This is a genomic window from Curvibacter soli, from assembly GCF_029211125.1.
GTDB classification, from domain to species: Bacteria; Pseudomonadota; Gammaproteobacteria; order Burkholderiales; family Burkholderiaceae_C; genus Curvibacter_A; species Curvibacter_A soli.
In genome coordinates this window covers 18,791-40,759 of the sequence record NZ_JARGEN010000058.1, presented here as the reverse complement: position 1 = coordinate 40,759, position 21,969 = coordinate 18,791, and the positions used below count along the sequence as shown (strand labels likewise).

The window sequence follows — 21,969 nt, the reverse complement described above, 5'->3', positions numbered from 1 at the left end:
TTGTCTCCAGGTTCTTCCCAGGCAATCGTGCGCCGGGCGGCTATTCGACCGCCTTGACCATGTCCTCGACCACCTTCTTGGCATCGCCGAAGACCATCATGGTCTTGTCCATGTAGAACAGCTCGTTGTCCAGCCCCGCGTAGCCGGCGGCCATGGAGCGTTTGTTCACGATCACCGACCTGGCCTTGTAGGCCTCCAGGATCGGCATGCCGTAGATCGGGCTGCCCTTCACGTGCGCGGCGGGGTTCACCACGTCGTTGGCGCCCAGGATGATGGCCACGTCGGCCTGGCCGAACTCGGGGTTGATGTCCTCCATCTCGAACACCTGGTCGTAGGGAACTTCGGCCTCGGCCAGCAGCACGTTCATGTGGCCCGGCATGCGCCCGGCCACGGGGTGGATGGCGTATTTCACGTTCACGCCCTTGTCGGTCAGCTTTTGCGCCAGCTCCTTCACCGCGTGCTGGGCGCGCGCCACGGCCAGGCCGTAGCCGGGCACGATGACGACCGTCTCGGCATTGCCGAGCACGAAGGCCGCGTCGTCGGCGCTGCCGCTCTTGACGCTTCTCTGCACGCCGCCGCCTGCAGCCGCAGTGGCGGCGTCGCCGCCGAAGCCGCCCAGGATCACGTTGAAGAACGAGCGGTTCATCGCCTTGCACATGATGTAGCTCAGGATGGCGCCCGAGCTGCCCACCAGCGAGCCGGCGATGATGAGCATGCTGTTGTTCAGGCTGAAGCCGATGCCCGCCGCCGCCCAGCCCGAGTAGCTGTTGAGCATGCTCACCACCACCGGCATGTCGGCGCCGCCGATCGGGATGATGAGCAGCACGCCGAACGCGAGCCCCAGCGCAGTGACCAGCAGCATGTCCAGCCAGCTCTGCGAATGCCAGAAGCCGAAGCAGAAGAACGCCGCCGCCAGCCCCAGCAGCAGGTTGAGCTTGTGCTGGTGCGCGAACTGCACCGGCGCGCCCTGGAACAGCCGGAACCTGTACTTGCCCGAGAGCTTGCCGAAGGCGATCACCGAACCGCTGAACGTGACCGCGCCGATGAAGGCGCCGAGCGCCAGCTCCACGCGGTTGCCGCCCGGTATCGGCGCGCCGTGCGCCGCGATGCCGAAGGCCCGGGGCTCGGCCACGGCGGCCACGGCGATGAACACCGCAGCCAGGCCGATCATGCTGTGCATGAAGGCGACCAGCTCGGGCATCTTGGTCATCTCCACGCGCCGGGCCATCACGGCACCGGCACTGCCGCCCGCCACCAGGCCCAGCAGCACCCAGCCCAGCCCGCGCGCCGAACCAGCCAGCGTGGCGATGAACGCCGCCGTGGTCAGTACGGCGACGGCCATGCCCGCCATGCCGAACAGATTGCCGCGAATCGACGTGGTGGGGTGCGACAGCCCCTTGAGCGCCTGGATGAAGCAGACACTCGCCACCAGGTACAGCAGCACGACGAGGTTCATGCTCATGGCTGCTTCTCCGTATCCGCCGCCGCCTTGCGCTCCTTCTTGCGGAACATCTCCAGCATGCGCCGCGTGACGAGGAAGCCGCCGAAGATGTTGACCGCCGCCAGCGCCACGGCCAGCACGCCCAGGGTCTTGCCCAGCGGGGTTTCGGTCAGCGCCGCGGCCAGCATGGCGCCGACGATGACGATGGCCGAGATGGCGTTGGTCACCGCCATCAGCGGCGTGTGCAGCGCGGGCGTGACAGTCCAGACCACGTGGTAGCCAACGTAGATGGCCAGCACGAAGATGGTCAGGTTGATGAGGGTGGGGGATACCGCGTCCATGGCTACTTTCTCCGTACTTCGCCGGCGTGCGCCACCAGGCAGGCGGCCACGATGTCGTCGTCTAGGTCGATCTTCAGCCCGCCGCCCGGGCCCACGACGAGCTTGAGGAAGTCGAGCACGTTGCGCGCATACAGCGCCGACGCATCCGCGGCCACGAGCGCGGGCAGGTTGGTCTCGCCCACGATGGTCACGCCGTGCCGCACGACCGTCCGGCCCGCCTCGGTGAGCGGGCAGTTGCCGCCCGCAGGGGCTCCGGTCGAATCCGCGGGCCCCTTCTTGCCCGCCGCCAGGTCTACGATCACGCTGCCCGGCTTCATGGACTGCACCATCGCCTCGGTCACCAGCACCGGCGCGGCGCGGCCAGGGATCAGCGCGGTGGTGACGACCACGTCGGCCTGCGCGACGCGCTTGGCGACCTCGGCCTGCTGGCGCGCCAGCCAGCCCGCCGGCATGGGCCGCGCATAGCCGCCCGTGCCTTGGGCAGCCTCGCGCTCCTCGTCGGTTTCGTAGGGTACGTCGATGAACTTCGCGCCCAGGCTCTCCACCTGCTCGCGCGCGGCGGGACGCACGTCGCTGGCCTCGATCACCGCGCCCAGGCGCTTGGCCGTGGCGATGGCCTGCAGCCCCGCCACGCCCACGCCCAGCACCACCACGCGCGCGGCCTTCACGGTGCCCGCGGCGGTCATGAGCATGGGGAAGAAGCGCTGGTACAGGTTGGCCGCCAGCACCACGGCCTTGTAGCCCGCGATGTTGGCCTGCGACGACAGCACGTCCATGCTCTGCGCGCGCGTGGTGCGCGGCGCGGCTTCGAGCGCGAAGGCAGTCAGCCCCGCGGCGGCCAAGCGCTGCAGACCCGCACCGTCGAACGGGTCGAGCATGCCCGCCAGCGCGGCGCCGGGGCGCATCAACGCGGTTTCCGCATCGGACGGGCGGCGCACCTTGAGCACGAGGTCGCAGCCGAAGGCACCTGCGGCGTCGGTGATCTCCGCCCCCGCCGCGGCATAGGCGGCATCGGGCGCGCTGGCCGCCGCGCCGGCACCGGCCTGGATGCGCAGCCCATGGCCTTGCGCCACGAGCTTCTTCGCCGTCTCGGGTGTGACAGCCACCCGCGTTTCTCCTGCCAAGGTTTCGGCAGGCACACCGATCAGCATGGAAGTCTCCTCGACCCGTTAATAAATGTTATGAGGCTGTCAGCTAGTGCAGTGTTCGATGCTTGGCGGCACCAATAAAAGCGATGCGTTTTGGCGCAGGGCAAGGCGCAAACCGCGGCGATAGCCGTAGCTATCGCGAGGATTTGCAACGCCGCCATGCGTCAAAAGGCGCGGTTTTATGTGCTGCTTGGCGTTGAACACTGCACTAGCTTACATGAAGCACGGTGCAGGGCCATCGGGGGGAAACCGCAGCGGGATGCCGATAATGCGCGCCATGGAAAACACGGCCCCCACGACGCGATGGAAGCCCAATGTCACCGTCGCGGCGGTGATGGAGCACGAGGGCCGCTTCCTGCTGGTGGAAGAACACACCAGCGAGGGACTGAAGCTCAACAACCCCGCCGGGCACCTGGACCCGGGTGAGACGCCGGCCCAGGGCTGCGCGCGCGAGGCGCTGGAAGAATCGGCCTACGACTTCACGCCCACGGCGCTGGTGGGCGTATACATCTCGCGTTTCCGGCGCAGCGACACGGGCGACGACGTGACCTACCTGCGCTTCGCCTTCGCGGGCGCGGTGGGCACGCACCACGCCTGGCGCGCGCTCGACACGGGCATCGTGCGCACGCTGTGGATGACGCCCGACGAGATCCGCGCCTGCCCCGAGCGCCACCGCAGCCCGCTGCTGCTGCGCTGCCTGGAGGACTACCTCGCGGGCCGGCGCTACCCGCTCGAGTTGGTGTACACCGACCCGTCGGTGACCGGAGCACAGGCGTAGCCCTTGCAAGCGAAGTTGTAATTCCTCGGAAATCCCCAAAAGTCCCCAAAAATTCACACTTTCGGGGGATGGCCTTTCTAGTAGCCCCTGCCTAGACTGGGCCAAAGAGAGGGGGGCTGCATCCGGAAACCATTGCCGCAAGCGCTGCATCCCTCTGCCCTTGTGCCATTCCGAAGCCGCCGAGAACCTCATGCACCGTCTTTGCAGAGAAGACCCATCCCCTGCCTTCTTCTTGCAGGCCCGGCCCCAGGCCCCGGGCCGGGCATCCAACCCGCAGCCCGCCTCGCGGGGCGCGCCAGGATTGCCCCGCGCCCACGAGCATCGTCGCCCCGCGGCAGGCGGTTGCGCCCGCCGAACCGCCTCTTGAAAGCCGGATCGCCCAGCGTGGACTTCCAGGGACCGACGAGATGACCGAACAAAAGCAGGAGTTCAGCTCCATCAAGGAGCGCGCGAAGAAGAAGCTCGAACGCGACATGGGGCCGGAACTGCTGGCCGTTCTGAACGACCCCAGGACCGTCGAGATCATGCTCAATGCCGACGGCAAGCTGTGGCAGGAGCGCCTAGGCGAGCCGATGAAGTGCATCGGCTCGATGCGCGTGGCGCAGGCCCAGGCGGTGATCGAAACCGTCGCCGGCTACCACGGCAAGGAGGTCACGCGGCAGAAGCCGATCCTCGAAGGCGAGCTGCCCTTAGACGGCTCCCGCTTCGCCGGGCAGCTTCCGCCGGTGGTGCCCGCGCCGACCTTCGCGATCCGCAAGAAGGCGGTCGCCATCTTCACCCTGGCGCAGTACGTCGAGCGCGGGATCATGACGGCGCAGCAGCGCGAATCGCTGATTGCCGCCGTGCAGGCGCACCGCAACATCCTGGTGATCGGCGGCACCGGCTCGGGCAAAACCACGCTGGTGAACGCCATCATCCACGAGATGGTGGTGCAGGACCCCACCGAGCGGGTCTTCATCATCGAGGACACCGGCGAAATCCAGTGCGCCGCCGAGAACCACGTCCAGTACCACACCAGCCTGGACGTGGACATGACCGCGCTGCTGAAGACCACGCTGCGCATGCGCCCCGACCGCATCCTCGTCGGCGAGGTGCGCGGCCCCGAGGCGCTGGACCTGCTGATGGCCTGGAACACCGGGCACGAGGGCGGCGCCGCCACCCTGCACGCCAACAACGCCCGCGCCGGGCTGGACCGGCTCGCCATGCTCATCAGCATGCACCCCGATTCCCCGAAACCCATTGAACCGCTGATCGGCGAGGCGGTTCACGTGGTCGTCCACATCGCCCGCACGCCCGACGGCTCGCGGCGCATCCAGGGAATCCTCGAGGTTTCCGGGTTCGCCAACGGCCAATACACCACCAAGACCCTCTGAGGAGTTGAGAACCATGCAAGCAGTAGCCGCCATCCCCGCGTTCCGCGCCCCCCGCAGCGCCCTGTTCTACCTGGGCCTGTTCGCCGTCCTGACGTTCCTCCTGCTGGCCCCGCATGCCGCCTTCGCCTCCGAAGGCACGGGCGGCTCCCTGCCGTACGAAAGCTGGCTGACCAACCTGCGCACATCCGTCACAGGACCCGTGGCCTTCGCGATATCGATCATCGGCATCGTCGTCGCCGGCGGCGTGTTGATCTTCGGCGGCGAGCTCAACGGCTTCTTCCGCACCCTGATCTTCATCGTCCTGGTCATGGCCCTGCTGGTGGGCGCGCAGAACATGATGAGCACCTTCTTCGGCCGCGGCGCGGAAATCGCCGTCCTGACCGGCGGCGCGCCGCACCAGGCAGAGGGCCTGGCGACCCACGCCGCCACGGTGCGCCGGATCGGCTGAACCATGGCGCTGCGCGCGATTCCCATCCGTCGGGCCGGCAACCGGGAGAACCTGTTCATGGGTGGCGACCGTGAACTGGTGATGTTCTCGGGCCTGCTGGCCGGTGCGCTGACCTTCAGCGCGCAGGACATGCGGGCGACGGTGTTCGGCATCGCGCTGTGGTTCGGCGCCCTCTTCGCCCTGCGACTGATGGCCAAGTCCGACCCGAAACTGCGCCACGTCTACCTGCGGCACCGCCGGTACAAGCCCTACTACCCGGCCCGCAGCACGCCCTTCCGCGACAACACGCCGAGCCAGGGGGCGCAGTACAAATGATCCAAGCGATCGCATTCGCCATTGCGTTCCTCGGGGTGCTGCTGCTGCTCATCCTGTTCTCCCGCATCCGCGCGGTCAACGCCGAGGTCAAGCTCAAGAAGCACCGCTCCAGGGACGCGGGCCTGGCCGACTTGCTCAACTACGCCGCCGTGGTGGACGACGGCGTGATCGTATGCAAGAACGGCGCCTTCATGGCCGCCTGGCTGTACCAGGGCGACGACAACGCCAGCAGCACCGATGAGCAGCGGGAAACGGTGTCGTTTCGCATCAACCAGGCCCTCTCCAGCCTGGGCAGCGGCTGGATGGCGCACGTCGATGCCGTGCGCCGCCCGGCGCCCAGATATTCCGAAGGAGGCGTGTCCCGCTTCTGCGACCCGGTTTCCGCCGCGATCGACGAGGAGCGCCGCCAGCTCTTCGAGGGGCTGGGCACGATGTACGAAGGCTACTTCGTCTTCACCATCACCTGGTTCCCGCCGGTGCTGGCCCAGCGCAGGTTCGTCGAGCTGATGTTCGACGACGACGCACGGCCCCCGGGCCACCAGGCCCGCACGGCCAGCCTGATCGAGCAGTTCAAGCGCGAAACCACCAGCCTGGAGTCGCGCCTGTCCTCCGCGCTCAAGCTGACCCGGCTGCGCGGCCAGAAGATCGTCACCGAGGAGGGCCGCAAGACCACGCACGACGACTTCCTGAGCTGGCTCCAGTTCTGCGTGACGGGACTGCACCACCCGATGCAGCTTCCCGACAACCCGATGTACCTGGATGCCCTGATCGGCGGGCAGGAGCTCTGGGGCGGCGTCGTGCCCAAGATTGGCCGCCGGTTCATCCAGGTGGTCGCGGTGGAGGGATTCCCCATGGAGTCCGCGCCCGGCATCCTCTCGTCCCTGGGCGAGTTGCCCAGCGAATACCGCTGGTCGAGCCGCTTCATCTTCATGGACCAGCACGAGTCGCTGGCGCACCTGGAGAAGTTCCGCAAGAAGTGGCGGCAGAAGGTGCGCGGCTTCTTCGACCAGGTGTTCAACACCGGCACCGGCCAGGTCAACCAGGATGCGCTCTCGATGGTGGGCGACGCCGACGCCGCGATCGCCGAGGTCAGCAGCGGCCTGGTGGCCGCCGGCTACTTCACCAGCGTCGTCGTGCTCATGGACGAGGACCGCGACCGCCTCGGCACCGCGGCGCTGCAAGTCGAGAAGGCCGTCAACCGCCTGGGCTTTGCCGCCCGCATCGAAACCATCAACACGCTCGACGCCTATCTGGGCAGTCTGCCGGGCCACGGCGTCGAGAACGTGCGCAGGCCGCTCATCAACACGATGAACCTGGCCGACCTGCTGCCCACCAGCTCCATCTGGACCGGCAGCGCCACCGCGCCGTGCCCGATGTACCCGCCGCTGTCGCCCGCGCTGATGCACTGCGTCACGGTGGGCGCCACGCCCTTTCGGCTGAACCTGCACGTGCGCGATCTCGGCCACACTTTCATCTTCGGCCCGACCGGCGCCGGCAAATCGACGCACCTGGGCATCATCGCCGCGCAGTTCCGCCGCTATGCCGGCATGTCGATCTACGCCTTCGACAAGGGCATGTCGATGTACCCGCTCGCCGCCGGGATCCGGGCCGGCACCAAGGGCACGAGCGGCCTGCACTTCACCGTGGCCGCCGACGACAGTCGCCTGGCCTTCTGCCCGCTCCAGTTCCTCGGGACGCGGGGCGACCGGGCCTGGGCGATGGAGTGGATAGACACCATCCTGTCGCTCAACGGCGTGGCCACCACGCCCGCGCAGCGCAACGAGATCGGCAATGCGGTCATGAGCATGCACGCCAGCGGGGCGCGCACGCTCTCGGAGTTTTCCGTGACGATCCAAGACGAGACGATCCGCGAGGCGATCAAGCAGTACACGGTGGACGGCGCGATGGGCCACCTGCTCGATGCCGAGGAGGACGGCCTGGCGCTCTCCGACTTCACGGTGTTCGAGATTGAAGACCTGATGAACCTGGGCGAGAAGTACGCGCTGCCGGTTCTGCTCTACCTGTTCCGCCGCATCGAGAGCAGCCTGAAGGGCCAGCCCGCCGTCATCATCCTCGACGAAGCCTGGCTCATGCTCGGCCACCCGGCGTTCCGCGCCAAGATCCGCGAATGGCTCAAGGTGCTGCGCAAGGCAAACTGCCTCGTCCTCATGGCCACGCAGAGCCTGTCCGACGCGGCGGGCAGCGGCATCCTGGACGTGATCGTCGAATCGACCGCGACCAAGATCTTCCTGCCCAACATCTACGCCCGCAACGAGGACACCGCCGCGCTTTACCGCCGCATGGGCCTCAACACGCGCCAGCTCGAAATCCTGTCCACCGCCATCCCGAAGCGCCACTACTACTACGTGTCGGAGAACGGCCGCCGCCTCTACGACCTCGCCCTGGGCCCGCTGGCCCTGGCCTTCGTCGGCGCGACCGACAAGGAATCGGTCGCCACCATCAAGAGCCTCGAAGCCAAGTATGGCCATGATTGGGTGCACGAGTGGCTGGCCGACCGGGGCCTGAACCTCAACAATTACCTGGAGGCCGCATGAGCTTCTCCGACACCCTGAAAGGCATGATCTTCAAGCGGCCCGCCAGCCACGACCCGCTCGACCCCCGGCGCTCCAGCGCCAAGCTCGACGGCGGCCGCCGCCAGGGCGAGGCCGAGAACCCGTACCTCACCGCCCGCCGCTCCTGGAACGAGCACGTGGGCGCCGTCGTGTCGTCGCGGCAGACCTGGCAGATGGTCGGCATCCTCTCGCTGCTGATTGCGCTGGCCGGCGTCGGCGGGGTGATCTACATCGGCAGCCAGTCCAAGTTCATCCCCTACGTGGTGGAGGTGGACAAGCACGGCCAGGTGCTGGCCGCCGGCCCGGCGCAGGCCGCCGCCCGCGCCGACCCCCGGATCATCCACGCATCGGTGGCCGAATTCATCGCCGACGCCCGCATGGTGTCGCCCGACGTGGCCCTGGAGCGCAAGGCCGTGCTCCGCGTGTACTCCAAGCTGTCGCCCAATGACCCGGCTACGGCCAAGATGAACGAATGGCTCAACGGCACGCCCGAATCCAGCCCGTTCAAGCGCGCGGCCAAGGAAATGGTCAACGTCGAGATCAAGTCGGTGCTGCCGCAGTCGCCCGACACCTGGCAGATCGACTGGGAGGAACTCGTCCGTGACCGCCAGGGCGTGCCCAAGGGCGCGCCGGTGACCATGCGCGCCCTGGTCACGGTCCATGTCTCCGAACCCACCACGCAGACCACGGACGAGCAACTGCGCAACAACCCGATGGGCATCTACGTGCGCGATTTCTCCTGGTCGCGCCTTCTTTGATGACGAGGCTATCCACCATGAAGAAGAACATCTCCGCCGCGCTCCTGAGCGCCGTGCTGGCCGTGCCCGCAGGGGCCTGGGCCGCTCCCGGCGACGAATCAGTCCTGCCTGCGGCGCCTGCCGCCGACGCCGCAGCCCCCGCCGAGGACCTGACCGACAAATACTTCTCCAAGAACAGCCCGGCGCTGACGGAGCAGGAAAAGGCGGCCATCGCCATCGCCAAGCGCTGGGAAACCGGCGCCGAGGCCAGCCCCATGCCCGCCCCCGGCCCGAATGGAGCGATCACCTTCCTGTACGGGGCGCAGCAACCCAGCATCGTGTGCGCGGTGCTCCAGGTGTGCGACGTGGCCTTGCAGCCCGGCGAGCAGGTCAACTCCATCAACCTGGGCGACACTGCGCGCTGGCTGGTCGAGCCGGCCATCACCGGCAGCGGCGCCGGCGAAACCCAGCACCTCATCATCAAGCCGATGGACGTGGGCCTGGCCACCAGCCTGGTCGTCACCACCAACCGCCGCGCCTACCACCTGCGGTTGCGCTCGCACCGCACCGAATACATGCCGCAGGTCGCGTTCGCGTACCCCGAGGACGCCCTCGCCAAGTGGGAGGCAGTCAAGAAGCGCGAGACGCGCGAGCGCAGCGAGCGCACCATTCCGCAGACCGGCGAGTACCTGGGCGACCTCTCATTCGACTACGACCTCGCCGGCACGGCGTCGTGGAAGCCGGTGCGCGTCTACAACGACGGCCGCAAGACCATCATCGAAATGCCGGGCGCGATGGCGCAGACCGAGGCACCGACGCTGCTGGTCGTGCGCCAGGAAGGCGGCCTGTTCAGCGACGACGACACGGTGATGGTCAACTACCGCGTGCAGGGCAGCCGCTACGTCGTCGATACGGTCTTCGACCGCGCCATCCTGATCGCCGGCGTGGGCGGCGGGCAGGACCGCGTGACGATCACCCGCAGAAAGTGAACGCCATGCGCAAGACCGCACCCGCCCTCGCGCCCACCCGCACGCCCAGCGCCGCGCCCGTCTGCATGCTGGCCTGCGCGCTCGCCTTCGCGCTGAGCGGCTGCGCCACCCCTGCGTCCCCTTACGGCAACTTCGTCCAGACCGTCGCCGCCGAGCGCCAGCAGCAACTCGCGGACGCCGCGGCGCAGCGACTCGCGGCGCTCTACCTGCCGGCCAAGACCCGCCTGGAGCTACAGCAGCCCACGCCCGACGCGTTCGGCCAGTTCCTGGTCAAGGCGCTGCGCGACAAGGGCTATGCCTTGCAGGAGTTCGACCCGGCGGGCGCCAAGGCGCAGGCCCCGCAGGCCCCGCAGGCCCTGGCCAGCGCGCCCACCGACGTCGCTGGCGCCCCCGCCACCCCGGCGGTGCTGCCGCTGCGCTACGTGCTGGACCAGGCGACCTATTCCAACCTGTACCGCCTGACCCTGCTGGTCGGCGACCAATCCCTCACCCGCCCTTACCTGGAGGCCAACGGCGCCTTCACCCCCGCCGGCTACTGGGTGCGCAAGGAGTAGCGACATGACTGGACAAACCGATCCCATGGCGCCCGCCACCGCGCCCGACGCGACGGCGCAGGCGTCGGGCGTGCGCCGCGTCAACAACATGCCCATGTACATCCTCGCGGGTGTGCTGGGCACGTTCCTGCTCATCATGGCCATCGTCGCCGCCGACCGCTCGGCGCAGCAGAACGCGCCCGGCACCCAGCAGCAGGACAAGGTCGGCAGCACGTCACTGTTTGCCAAGGAAATCGTGGGCGGCCAGACCGGCGGGTTCATTCCACCCGCGGTCCCCACCATGCCGGCGGCCAGCCTCGACGCACCCCCGTCCCCGGTGCTGATCGCCCGGCCCGAGAGCCTGGACGCGCCGCCCTTGCCGCCCCTCCAGGCCACGCAGCCCGCGCAAACCGCCGTCGACGAGGAAGCCCGCCGCATCCGCATGACCAAGCTGCAGATGCTCGACGAGGCGGTGAAGGCCAAGACCACCGTGCGCATCGACGCGCCGCGCAGCAGCGGCTCCGCCCCCCGCGGTGCGGCGGCGCAGACCCGCGACGCCAACGCTGCCGACACTGGGTCGCCGCGGCAACGCGGCGACGACCCGACCAGCGCCTACCAGACCCGGCTGGCGCAAATCCGCGGCGGCGGAGCGGCTGGCGCAGGCGGCGGGGCGGACGGTGGCGCGCCGCAACTGCTGCAAACCGCCGCCCCCGGCAACGACGGCGGCAGCGGCGGTAGCGGCGGCAAAAGCTACGCGCAGTTCGGCGCCAACGGCCCGGGCGACCGCTGGAAGCTCGACAACCAGACCGAGGCGCCGCGCTCCCCCTACGAGCTGCGCGCCGGCTTCGTCGTGCCCGCCACGCTCATCTCCGGCATCAACTCCGACCTGCCGGGCCAGATCACGGCCCAGGTCGCGCAGAGCGTGTACGACACGCCGACCGGCAAGCACCTGCTCATCCCGCAAGGCGCGCGCCTGGTGGGCATGTATTCGAGCGACGTGGCCTACGGACAGGCGCGCGTGCTGATCGCGTGGCAGCGCATCGTGTTCCCCGACGGCAAGGCCATGGATATCGGCGCCATGCCCGGCGCCGACAGCGCCGGCTACGCGGGCTTCACCGACCAGGTCAACAACCACTACGTGCGCATTTTCCTCTCAGCCTTCCTGATGTCGGGCGTGACTGCGGGCATCACCTACAGCCAGGACCGCAACAACAACCAGAACAACAGCAACAACAACGCCCCCAGCGCCAGCAGCGCCCTCAGCGAAGCCCTGGGCCAGCAGCTCGGCCAGGTCACGGCGCAGATGATCGCCAAGAACCTCAACATCGCCCCCACGCTGGAAATCCGGCCCGGCTACCGCTTCAATGTCGTCGTCACGAAGGACATGACATTCTCCAAGCCGTACCGCCCGTTCGATTACTGATCGGAGTGCCTCGCCATGCAGCAGCAGAAATCCCCAAGATTGCGGGCCACCCTTGCCGCGGCGGCGCTCGCGGTGGCCGGCGCCGCCCTGCCCGCGCGGGCGCAGTTCGTCGTCACCGACCCCGGCAACCTGGCGCAGACGACCATCACCGCCATCGAAAGCGCGGCGCAGACGCTCAAGCTCATCGCGATGTACGAAATGCAAATCCAGCAGTACACGACGCAGATGCAGCAGTACACCATGCAGAACCAGCAGTACACGCTCCAGAACCAGCAGTACAACAACCAGGTCCAGAACACGCTGCCCCCGTCCTCCTACATCTGGGACCAGGCGCGGGCCACCATCCGCGCGCTGCTGGAGGCCACCGACACGCTCAGGTACTACAAGGGCCAGCTCGGCAGCCTCGACAGCTACCTCGGCAAGTTCCAGGACCTGGACTACTACAAAGCCTCCCCGTGCTTCACCCCGGCGGGCTGCTCCGCCGCCGAATGGAGCGCCGTCAACAGCGTGCGCGAACTCGCCAGCCAGTCGCGCAAGAAGGCCAACGACGCGCTGTTCAAGGGCCTGGACCTGCAGCAGGACAATCTCCAGAACGACGCCGCCACGCTGGAGCGCCTCCAGGCCGCCGCGCAGGGCGCCATCGGGCAGATGCAGGCCCTGGGCTACGCCAACCAGCTCGCCAGCGAGCAGGCCCACCAGTTGCTGCAGATCCGCGGCCTGCTGATCGCCCAGCACAACGCGCTGACCACGCAGATGCAGGCGCAGACCGACAAGAACGCGCAGGAAACCGCGGCGGCCATCCAACTGCGCCAGGGCAGCTACCACGCCAGCCCGGCCCGCAACTGGTGAGGGAGCCGGAGAACCCATGAGAGCCCTCCAGGCGCCCGCCCTGGCCGCCGGCCGGTGCGCCAGGCCGGCGGCGGCCCGCGCCCTGCCGCTGCTCGCCTGGCTGGCGCTCCACGCCGCCGACGCCCGCGCGCAGATCGACAGCGCCGGGGTGATGGACAACATCCTCGACCGCTATGCCGCCGTCGCCAGCACCTGGGCCGACGCCGTCACCTCGTCGGCCACCTGGCTGTTCTGGACGCTGGTCGTCATCTCGATGGTCTGGACCTTCGGCATGATGGCCCTGCGCAAGGCCGACATCGGCGACTTCTTCGCCGAGTTCGTGCGCTTCACCATCTTCACCGGCCTGTTCTGGTGGGCACTGACCAACGGGCCCAACTTCGCCACCTCCATCTACGCGTCGCTGCGGCAGCTCGCCGGCGACGCCACCGGCACGGGCAGCACGCTCGCGCCCTCGGGCATCGTGGACGTGGGCTTCGCCATCTTCAACAAGGTGCTCGACCAGTCGCAGGTGTGGTCGCAGGTGGACAGCATGTTCGGCCTGCTGCTGGCCACGGCCATCCTGGTGATCCTGGCGCTGGTAGGCGTCAACATGCTGCTGCTGCTCGTCTCGGGCTGGGTGCTGGCCTACGGCGGCGTGTTCTTCCTCGGCTTCGGCGGCGCGCGCTGGACCTCCGACATCGCCATCAGCTACTACAAGGTCGTCATCGCCCTGGCTGCGCAGCTCATGGCCGTGGTGCTGCTGGCGAACATCGGCAAGGCCTTCCTCGACGACTACTACGCGCGCATGAGCGCCGGCATCAGCCTCAAGGAACTGGGCGTGATGCTCATCGTCTGCATCATCCTGCTGGCGCTCATCAACCGGGTGCCGCGCGTCATCGCCGGCATCGTCACCGGCGCCAGCGTCAGCACCCAGGGCATCGGCCAGATCTGGAGCGGCGGCGCCACCCCCGGCGCCGCCGGCATGGCGGTGGCCGCTGCCGCCACCGGCGGCGCGGCGCTGGCCGCCGGCGCGGCGCATGTCGCCAGCGGCACCTCCGCCGTCATGGAGGCATTCACCCGGGCACGCCAGGACGCGCCGCCCGCCAGCGCGGACATGCTGGCCGGCTTCAGCGCCGGCCCGTCCGCCACAGGCGGCGCCGCGGTGATGATGGACGACGGCGAACCCGGCTTCTCCGCCGGCCCCGGCCCTTCGCCGTTCGCGCAGGCCGCCGGCTTCGCCTTTGCCGGCTCCCTGGGCGGCGGCGCAGGCGGCATGGCTCCAGGCCCAGGCGGCGCGCAGCCAGCGGGCGACGGCGGCCCCCGGCAAGGCATGGCGCAGGAGGCCCGGTCGCCGGCCCAGAACGCCCAAGCCCCGAACGTTCAGCCCCCCGCCGTCCCCGCAGGCCCCGCCGCGCAGACCCCGGGCGCGGCATCCGCCAGCGCGGTACCGGCACAGGAGGCCGCACTCACGGCCCCTCTGCACGCCGCCCAGCCCGCGGGCAATGCGGCGAGCCCCGGCGGCGCGGCGGCCCCGCAGCAGGCCGCCGCCGGGCTCGCCGCGGGCGGTGCGCTCGCCGCCGGCATGCGCGCGCAGGGCCAGGGCGCGGGCGCGGAAAGCATCGACACCCCTCGCCAGCCCGCGCCCGCCTCCGTCGTCCGCGACGTGGCGGTGGACCAGCGCGCCACCGGCCCCGCTGGCTCCGCCGATGGCACGGCCAACGCCGCCATGCGGCTCCAGCGCCACGACACGGGCGCGATGGGGATGGACGTTCCCGCGCAGCCCGCACCCGCCTCCGTCATCCGCGACGTGACGGTCGACCAGCGCATCCACGCCACCGCGCAGGGCACCGTCGCCGCCACCTTGCGCACCTCCGTTCACGGCGGGGGCGGCATGCCCGGCATCGACACCCCCTCGCAGCCCTTCCCGCACCCCGGCGGCGCGGGGGGGCTGGCGGCGCCCCTGCACCCCGAACTCGCCGCCGAAGTGGCCGCCTTCGCCCTGCGCAACCCGGGCGGCGGCACGTAGCCCGGCAGAGCGCGCCGCCGATGCCCCAGTTCGCCGCCGACCTGCCGCCGCAGATGCGCGAGCGCGTCGTGTGCTCCGTCTCGGCCGCCGCCCGGTACGAGGTACCGGCCAACATCGTGCTGGCCGTGGCCGAGAAAGAGGCCGGTCAACCCGGCCAGTGGGTGCGCAACGCCAACGGCACGCACGACGTCGGCCCCATGCAGTTCAACACCGCCTACCTGGCCGACCTGGCGCGCTACGGCATCGAGCCCGCCGATGTGGCCGCCGCCGGCTGCTACCCCTACGACCTGGCCGCCTGGCGGCTGCGCATGCACATCCGCAACGACGCGGGCGACCTGTGGACCCGCGCCGCCAACTACCACTCCCGCACGCCGCGCCACAACGCCGTCTACCGCGCCGACCTGATGCGCCGCGCGGCCCGGTGGGCCGGCTGGCTCGAAGCCCGCCTCGCCACGCGCGACGTGGGCGGGCACAGCGCCCCGGCCCCGGCACGGCCCACGCCCGCTCCGGCGGCGGCAACGATCCGGCCCGCGCCATCCCGGGCGACGCTCGCGGGCTACGTGCCGCGCGCCATCTCGTTCAAGACAGCCGAGGGCGCGGCGCCGCCTTGACCCGCCGCGCCGCGCCGCCTCACCGTCCTGGAAGAAGGCCCTGCCATGGCCGGTGCGGCGCACGCGGCCCATCGGCGCCGGCGCCGCTGCCGATGCCTGCGACGCTGCACTGGAGCGGAGAAATAGGGGGAGTATGCCGCTCTACCGCCCGTTTTCATTGCGGTAGGAAGATGGGTATGGGGGAGTATGCAAGCCAGGCAGCAAGGCCATGCGACGCGCAGCCGCACAACACGCTTTCCGGGCGACGGCGGCTCGGGCCGCATGGCCCGGCGACCGGCCCCTTCTACCAGGTGACGATCGGGCGGACCACGGCCTGAACCTGCGCACGGTCGATGGGGCCGAAGTAGCGGCCGTCGAAGGAGGTGGCGCTGACGTCCGACATGAGCAGCAGTTGCGCGCCGCCGAGCACGCGGGCGCCGGACCGGTAGCGCGGCAGGGGGCGCCCGGCCTTGTCGGCGGCGATGGGGGCGCTGTGCGCCAGCAGCACGCCGTTGACGCGCACGCCGTCGTCGGCCACGGCCACCGCGTCGCCTGCGGCGGCCAGCACGCGCTTCATCATGTAGCCGTAGCCGCCGGGGCAGAAGCCGGCGCCGATGTAGCCCCGGCGCAGGGCCTCGTCGAAGGCGGGCGCGGGCGGCGGGCAGAACATGACGTAGGCGCCCCGGGCAATGGGCGCGGCGCTGGTCCAGTACAGCCCCACGGGGATGCTGCGGGTGGTGTTGACGCGCGCGCCGGCTCCGTAGCCGCAGGCGGCCAGCGCGAGCGCGGCGGCGATGGTGATGGCGATGCGCGCCATCGCGCGCTGGAAGGGGCGGTGCTGCATGCGGATATTTTCGGGGCTGTGTATTGCCCATGCCCGCCCCCTGCGGCTGCCGCCCAAAAATACAATGGCAGCCATGACTGCCAATTCCAAACAGCGTGTCGTCGTCGGCCTGAGCGGGGGTGTGGATTCCGCCGTGACAGCCTGGCTGCTCAAGCGGCAAGGCCACGAGGTGATCGGCATCTTCATGAAGAACTGGGAGGATGACGACGACAGCGAATACTGTTCGTCCAACATCGACTTCGTGGACGCTGCCGCCGTGGCCGACGTGATCGGCATCGAGATCGAACATGTCAACTTTGCCGCCGACTACAAGGACCGCGTGTTTGCGGAGTTTCTGCGCGAGTACCAGGCCGGGCGCACGCCCAACCCCGATGTGCTGTGCAATGCCGAGATCAAGTTCAAGGCCTTTCTGGACCACGCCATGCGCCTGGGTGCCGAGAAGATTGCCACCGGGCATTACGCGCGTGTGCGCCAGAACGCAGCCACGGGCCTGTTCGAGCTGCTCAAGGGGCTGGACCCGAGCAAGGACCAAAGCTATTTTTTGCACCGGCTGAACCAGGCGCAGCTGTCCAAAACGCTGTTCCCCGTGGGCGAGCTGCACAAGACCGAGGTGCGCCGCATTGCCGAGGAAATCGGCCTGCCCAACGCACGCAAGAAGGATTCCACCGGCATCTGCTTCATCGGCGAGCGCCCGTTCCGCGAATTCCTGCAACGCTACATCGCCAAGGCGCCCGGCCCCATCAAGGACGACCGCGGGCGCGTGCTGGGCCGCCACCAGGGCCTGAGCTTCTACACGCTGGGCCAGCGCCAGGGCCTGGGGATCGGCGGCGTGAAGGAGAAGGGCGTGCCGCGTGGCGCAGGGGCGCATGACCCCTGGTACGTGGCGCGCAAGGACGTGGCGGCCAATACCCTCTGGGTGGTGCAGGGGCACGCGCATCCGTGGCTGCAGGCAGACCGCCTGGACGCAGACGATGCAAGCTGGGTAGCGGGCGAGCCGCCCGCGCCGGGAGCCTATGCGGCGAAGTCGCGCTACCGCCAAAGCGATGCGGCATGCACGCTGGCCGTACGCGGCGAACGCGCTTTCTCGCTGGATTTCGCGGCGCCGCAATGGGCCGCGACCCCCGGCCAGTCGGCAGTGTTGTATGACGGCGACATCTGCCTGGGCGGCGGGATCATCACGGAAACTTTCCCTCCGTGCGCAAATATGGACCGATTACACTGTTAAACAACTTGTAACACGGCGCAATTTCAGAAAGATGATGCGCTGGGCGGGCGCGCATCCTGGACTGCAAAAGATTGTGAATCCGCGCAACCAGATCACCAAAAACCGCCATGCTTGGCGAAAATCCCAGATTGCCATGGGATTTGGTTGTTTCAACAAATTGAAACGAAAGCAATAGGCCCGAAACTTGCGCGCATTGCCGATGCACCGGGTTTGCTCTTCCTCTTCTGGTTTTCATCTATGGCCCAAACTGCCCTTGCCGATACCTCTGCCGCTGCGGCTTCCTATATCAGCCAACAGCAATGCGCGCGCCAATGGCGCGGCTTCCTGCATGCGCTGGGCGCGGAATTCGTCTCTGCACTCGCCCCCGAGGACCTGCATACGCTGATGGCCCGCGTCGGCACGCGGTTCGCGTCCGAGCAGGCTCCCGGCCCGTGCCAGACGCTCGAAGAGCTCCAGCAGGCCATGTCGCGCATCTGGATGGAACTCGACTGGGGATATGTGCTACTCACCCAGCATGCCGAGCACCTCAAAATCACCCACCACTATTCGCCCCTGGTTGCGGCCTTCGGACGCGAGCACGCGGCCTGGTCCAGCGGATTTCTGCAAGGCGTCTACCAGCGCTGGTTCGATGCCGCGGGCTCCGAAGGCCTGCGCGTGGTGCTGACGGCCCCTGCGGACGCCTGGGGTTCCGCCGTATTTCACCTGTCCCGGTAACCGTCGCCCGGGCCGACCGAAACGTTCGACTTGTCCACCACGCATGCAAAAATCCGACGACATCGTTAACCTGTTCCAGCAATTCGGCGGCAAGGCAGACTCGTACCAGGAAATAGCCCAGGGCCACGATTCTCAACTTGCACGGGCCCGCTGGCCGCTACTCTCCGCACTTGATGCCGCAGTGGGTGAACAGGTTCCGCCCGTGCAGCCCGCAGAGAATCTGGTATCCCCGCCCACCCCCGCACCGGCAAGCGCCGTGCCGTCGCCGTGGCATGCAGCACCGCCGCCGGCGCTCCCCGCCCTGGAGCCGCTACCCCCCGCAACCGTGGCGCCAGCACCTGTTTCCCTCGTCTTCCCGGCCAGCGCACAGCCCGTCAGCCCGCATTTCACGGCCGCAGCAACGCCGCCGCCGGCGGCGGCCATGCCGAAAAAAAGGACGTCGGAGCCCGTGCTGCAGGGCACCTCCCCCCTGGCGCGGCTTGCGCGCCCCGCGTCGGCCGCTGCGGACGAGGAGACGCCGGGCGCCACGCGCCCCAGCGACCTGAAAGGACTGTTCGCGCGCCTTGGGGGTGCACGCATCCTCCCCCGAGGGAATCCATGAAGATCATCGCCGTCGTTTCCGCCAAGGGCGGCGTAGGCAAGACCACGGTCACCGCCAACCTGGCCACCGCGCTGGCTCGCCAGAGCGGCAAAACGGTGGTGGTTGTCGACCTGGACCCTCAGAACGCCCTGGGCCTGCACTTCGGCATTCCGCCGCGTGAGTTGCGCGGGCTCTCGCGTGCCACGCTGGCTTCGCAGGAATGGCGCAGCGCCTGCTTCGAGCAAGGCCTCGGCATTTACGTACTGCCCTACGGCGTCGTCACGGAAGACGACCGCATGGCCCTGGAGGCGCACATCGACGGCCACCCCGACTGGCTGGTGCGCCACCTGCGCAGCCTCGACCTGCCGCCAGATGCCATCGTGCTGCTCGACACGCCACCCGGCCCGTCTGTCTACATGCGCCAAGCGCTAGGCGCGGCGCAACTGACGATCATCGTCATGCTGGCGGATGCCGCGTCCTACGCGACATTGCCACTCATGCAGCGGCTGGTGCAGACCTACTGCGCGCCGCGCGCGGATTTCGGCGACTGCCTGTACATCGTGAACCAGGTCAACAATGCGCGCCAGTTGTCCAAGGACATCACGCGCGTGATGCGCCAGAACGTAGGCGATCACCTGGCGGGCACCATCCACGAAGACCAGGCCGTATGCGAAGCCTTGGCCTACGACAAGAACACGCTGGATTACGACCCGAACAGCCAGGCCACGCACGACTTCATTGCCTGCGCCGAGCGTGTGGCTGCCAGTTTGGCAAAGATACAGAAAGCGGCCCCATGAGCGTCACCCTGCTGAACGACCAACAGACGGAAGCCGACGAAAAGGCCGATGCAAACCCGCAAGGCCCCCAAGGCCACTGGCGCGCAATGGCCCACCGCATCGCCAACGCACCGCTCTGGCAGCATCCGGCGGTGCGCCTTGCGGTCTCCATCCTCGCCGGCGTGCTGTTCGTCATCGTGGTGAGCGTGCCGCTCGATCTGACGGGCCAGATCATCTTCGCCGCAGGCAGCTTCGCTGGCGCAATGCTGCTCAACAAGACCCCGGGACGCATGACCACGCTGGCAATGACCGTGCTGTCCATCACCGCGTCCATGCGCTATATCTATTGGCGCCTGACGGACACGATAGGGTTCGACAACCCCATTGACGCCTTTTTCGGCTACGGCCTCCTGCTGGCGGAACTGTATGCGCTCCTGGTGCTGCTGCTCGGCTATTTCCAGACCGCCTGGCCGCTGCAGCGCCGCCCCGTGCCCATGCCTGCGGACATGGCGACTTGGCCCAGCGTGGATGTCTTCATCCCCACCTACAACGAGCCACTCGATGTCGTGCGGCAGACCGTGTTCTCGGCCATAAGCCTGGACTGGCCCAGCGACCGGCTGCACGTGTATGTGCTCGACGACGGACGGCGGCCCGAATTCCGTGCTTTCTGCGAAGAGCTCGGCGTGGGCTATCTGATCCGCGACAACAACGCCCATGCCAAGGCGGGCAACATCAACGCGGCACTCAAGACCACCAGTTCGGACTATGTGGCCATCTTCGATTGCGACCACATTCCCACACGCTCGTTCCTGCAGGTCTGCATGGGCTGGTTCATCCGCGACCCGCAACTCGCCATGTTGCAGACGCCGCACGTGTTCTTCTCGCCCGACCCGTTCGAGAAAAACCTCGATACCTTCCATGCCATGCCCAACGAGGGTGAGTTGTTCTACGGCATCGTGCAGGACGGCAACGACCTGTGGAACGCGGCGTTCTTCTGCGGCTCCTGCGCGATCATCAAGCGCGCGCCGCTGATGGAGGTGGGCGGCATCGCGGTGGAAACCGTGACCGAGGACGCGCACACCGCGCTCAAGCTCAACCGCCGCGGCTACAACACCGCGTATCTCGAAATTCCCCAGGCCGCAGGGCTGGCCACCGAAAGTCTGTCGGGACACGTGGGCCAGCGCATCCGCTGGGCGCGCGGCATGGCGCAGATCTGCCGCATCGACAATCCGCTGCTCGGGCCCGGTTTGCACTTCGGGCAGCGGCTGTGCTATCTCAATGCCATGCTGCACTTCTTCTACGGCCTGCCGCGACTGGTGTTCCTGACCGCGCCACTGGCCTACCTGCTATTCGGCGCCCATGTGTTCCAGGCCACCGCGCTCATGATCACCGCCTACGCACTGCCGCACCTGGCGCACGCCAGCATCACCAACTCTCGCATCCAGGGCCGTTTCCGCTACTCGTTCTGGAACGAGGTGTACGAATCCGTGCTCGCCTGGTACATCATGCGGCCCGTGCTGGTCGCCTTCGCCAACCCCAAGCTCGGCAAGTTCAACGTCACGGCCAAGGGCGGGATCATCGAAGAAGCCTATTTCGACTGGTCCATCGCGCGGCCCTACCTGTTCCTGCTGGTGGTCAACCTGTTCGGCTTCGGCGTGGGCATCTGGCATCTGGTGTTCGGTTCAGGCGCGGAAACCACCACGCTGATCATCAACATGGTGTGGACTTTCTACAACATCATCCTCACCAGCGCCAGCCTGGCCGTCGCCAGCGAAACCCGGCAGGTCCGCAGCACGCCACGCGTTACCGCGGCGCTGCCAGCGGCCATCCGCTTCCCCGACGGCAGGACGCTGGTGTGCGAGACGGGCGACTTCTCCCACAACGGACTCGCGCTGACCGTGCCGCCAGGCACCCACCTGGCGACGGGAAGCCGCATCGACATCTCTCTGTTCCGCTCCGACGTGGAAGGCACCTTTCCGGCCGTGGTGACGTTCAGCGGCAATGGCCGGCTCGGCGTGCGCTTCGACGACCTGAGCCTGCAGCAGCAGGCAGAGCTCGCCTCTCTCACCTTCGCTCGCGCCGACGCCTGGGTCAAGAGCTGGGGCCAGCGCCAGCGCGACAAGCCCCTCACCTCGCTCAAGAGCGTCTTTGCCATCGGTATTCGGGGCTTTGGCCAGGTGCTGGGCAATGTCGTGAAGATCGTCCGCCCGCGCCGTGCGGTCTCCCGTTCCGAAGCCTCCACTTAGAAAATAGAAAAATACATGACTTCAATCTCCTCAAGGCACGC

Annotated in this window: 21 protein-coding genes; 17 read left to right on the top strand and 4 right to left on the bottom strand. The window is 68.3% G+C overall.

Annotation, left to right across the window (positions count from 1 at the left end):
* Positions 1-40 precede the first annotated feature (40 nt).
* The 3 genes from PY257_RS12610 to PY257_RS12600 are packed head-to-tail and all read right to left on the bottom strand — an operon-like array spanning position 41 to position 2,933.
* Positions 41-1,462 carry an NAD(P)(+) transhydrogenase (Re/Si-specific) subunit beta gene (locus tag PY257_RS12610; protein ID WP_275742325.1) on the bottom strand — a complete coding sequence of 474 codons (1,422 nt, stop codon included), beginning with the start codon at positions 1,460-1,462 and terminating at the stop codon, positions 41-43.
* The gene (locus tag PY257_RS12605; RefSeq protein WP_275742323.1) at positions 1,459-1,782 is read right to left on the bottom strand and encodes an NAD(P) transhydrogenase subunit alpha part 2; all 324 of its coding nucleotides are present in this window, start codon (positions 1,780-1,782) and stop codon (positions 1,459-1,461) included. Before PY257_RS12605 ends, PY257_RS12610 begins: the two co-directional genes overlap by 4 nt.
* Before the next feature lie 2 nt (positions 1,783-1,784).
* Positions 1,785-2,933, bottom strand: a complete 1,149-nt coding sequence (locus tag PY257_RS12600; protein ID WP_275742321.1) for an NAD(P) transhydrogenase subunit alpha — start codon at positions 2,931-2,933, stop codon at positions 1,785-1,787.
* A gap of 265 nt (positions 2,934-3,198) precedes the next feature.
* Between PY257_RS12600 and PY257_RS12595 the strand changes: the two genes are divergently transcribed.
* From PY257_RS12595 to PY257_RS12540, 12 genes are all read left to right on the top strand, one after another.
* Positions 3,199-3,708 (top strand): NUDIX hydrolase, encoded by a 510-nt coding sequence (locus PY257_RS12595; protein WP_275742319.1) that lies wholly within the window; start codon positions 3,199-3,201, stop codon positions 3,706-3,708.
* Positions 3,709-4,115: 407 nt separating this feature from the next.
* Entirely contained in the window at positions 4,116-5,081 is a 966-nt protein-coding gene (trbB, locus tag PY257_RS12590) for a P-type conjugative transfer ATPase TrbB (RefSeq protein ID WP_275742317.1), read from the top strand.
* Positions 5,082-5,094: 13 nt separating this feature from the next.
* Complete coding sequence (gene trbC / locus PY257_RS12585) at positions 5,095-5,529, top strand: conjugal transfer system pilin TrbC (RefSeq protein WP_275742315.1); 435 nt, start codon at positions 5,095-5,097, stop codon at positions 5,527-5,529.
* A gap of 3 nt (positions 5,530-5,532) precedes the next feature.
* The gene (locus PY257_RS12580; RefSeq protein WP_275742313.1) at positions 5,533-5,844 is read left to right on the top strand and encodes a conjugal transfer protein TrbD; all 312 of its coding nucleotides are present in this window, start codon (positions 5,533-5,535) and stop codon (positions 5,842-5,844) included.
* Positions 5,841-8,399 carry a VirB4 family type IV secretion/conjugal transfer ATPase gene (locus PY257_RS12575; protein ID WP_275742311.1) on the top strand — a complete coding sequence of 853 codons (2,559 nt, stop codon included), beginning with the start codon at positions 5,841-5,843 and terminating at the stop codon, positions 8,397-8,399. The genes PY257_RS12580 and PY257_RS12575 overlap by 4 nt, the downstream gene beginning before the upstream one ends.
* Positions 8,396-9,175 (top strand): conjugal transfer protein TrbF, encoded by a 780-nt coding sequence (locus tag PY257_RS12570; RefSeq protein WP_275742309.1) that lies wholly within the window; start codon positions 8,396-8,398, stop codon positions 9,173-9,175. The genes PY257_RS12575 and PY257_RS12570 overlap by 4 nt, the downstream gene beginning before the upstream one ends.
* Positions 9,176-9,192: 17 nt before the next feature.
* Complete coding sequence (gene trbG / locus PY257_RS12565; RefSeq protein ID WP_275742307.1) at positions 9,193-10,143, top strand: P-type conjugative transfer protein TrbG; 951 nt, start codon at positions 9,193-9,195, stop codon at positions 10,141-10,143.
* Between the two features lie 5 nt (positions 10,144-10,148).
* A complete protein-coding gene (locus PY257_RS12560) occupies positions 10,149-10,697 on the top strand; it encodes a conjugal transfer protein TrbH (protein WP_275742305.1) in 549 nt (182 codons plus the stop codon).
* 4 nt (positions 10,698-10,701) lie between these two features.
* Positions 10,702-12,099: a TrbI/VirB10 family protein gene (locus PY257_RS12555; RefSeq protein WP_275742303.1), complete on the top strand. Its 1,398-nt coding sequence runs from the start codon at positions 10,702-10,704 to the stop codon at positions 12,097-12,099.
* 39 nt (positions 12,100-12,138) lie between these two features.
* Positions 12,139-12,948 (top strand): P-type conjugative transfer protein TrbJ, encoded by an 810-nt coding sequence (trbJ, locus tag PY257_RS12550; RefSeq protein WP_472924723.1) that lies wholly within the window; start codon positions 12,139-12,141, stop codon positions 12,946-12,948.
* Between the two features lie 16 nt (positions 12,949-12,964).
* On the top strand, positions 12,965-14,953 hold the full coding sequence (gene trbL, locus PY257_RS12545; protein ID WP_275742301.1) for a P-type conjugative transfer protein TrbL: 1,989 nt from the start codon (positions 12,965-12,967) through the stop codon (positions 14,951-14,953).
* Between the two features lie 20 nt (positions 14,954-14,973).
* Positions 14,974-15,564, top strand: coding sequence for a lysozyme family protein (locus PY257_RS12540; protein WP_275742299.1), 591 nt, complete (start codon positions 14,974-14,976; stop codon positions 15,562-15,564).
* Positions 15,565-15,847: 283 nt separating this feature from the next.
* Here PY257_RS12540 and traF read toward each other — a convergent pair whose 3' ends face one another.
* On the bottom strand, positions 15,848-16,387 hold the full coding sequence (gene traF / locus PY257_RS12535) for a conjugative transfer signal peptidase TraF (protein ID WP_275742297.1): 540 nt from the start codon (positions 16,385-16,387) through the stop codon (positions 15,848-15,850).
* Positions 16,388-16,460: 73 nt separating this feature from the next.
* Here traF and mnmA point away from each other — a divergent pair, with 73 nt between their 5' ends.
* The 5 genes from mnmA (at position 16,461) to bcsA (ending at position 21,928) form a co-directional block, all read left to right on the top strand.
* A complete protein-coding gene (mnmA, locus tag PY257_RS12530) occupies positions 16,461-17,612 on the top strand; it encodes a tRNA 2-thiouridine(34) synthase MnmA (RefSeq protein ID WP_275742295.1) in 1,152 nt (383 codons plus the stop codon).
* Between the two features lie 111 nt (positions 17,613-17,723).
* The gene (bcsD, locus tag PY257_RS12525; RefSeq protein WP_275742293.1) at positions 17,724-18,326 is read left to right on the top strand and encodes a cellulose biosynthesis protein BcsD; all 603 of its coding nucleotides are present in this window, start codon (positions 17,724-17,726) and stop codon (positions 18,324-18,326) included.
* A 43-nt stretch (positions 18,327-18,369) separates the two neighbouring features.
* On the top strand, positions 18,370-18,927 hold the full coding sequence (gene bcsP / locus PY257_RS12520) for a cellulose biosynthesis protein BcsP (RefSeq protein WP_275742292.1): 558 nt from the start codon (positions 18,370-18,372) through the stop codon (positions 18,925-18,927).
* Complete coding sequence (bcsQ, locus tag PY257_RS12515; RefSeq protein ID WP_275742290.1) at positions 18,924-19,703, top strand: cellulose biosynthesis protein BcsQ; 780 nt, start codon at positions 18,924-18,926, stop codon at positions 19,701-19,703. The genes bcsP and bcsQ overlap by 4 nt, the downstream gene beginning before the upstream one ends.
* Positions 19,700-21,928, top strand: coding sequence for a UDP-forming cellulose synthase catalytic subunit (gene bcsA, locus PY257_RS12510; RefSeq protein ID WP_419095706.1), 2,229 nt, complete (start codon positions 19,700-19,702; stop codon positions 21,926-21,928). Before bcsQ ends, bcsA begins: the two co-directional genes overlap by 4 nt.
* Positions 21,929-21,969: the final 41 nt, after the last annotated feature.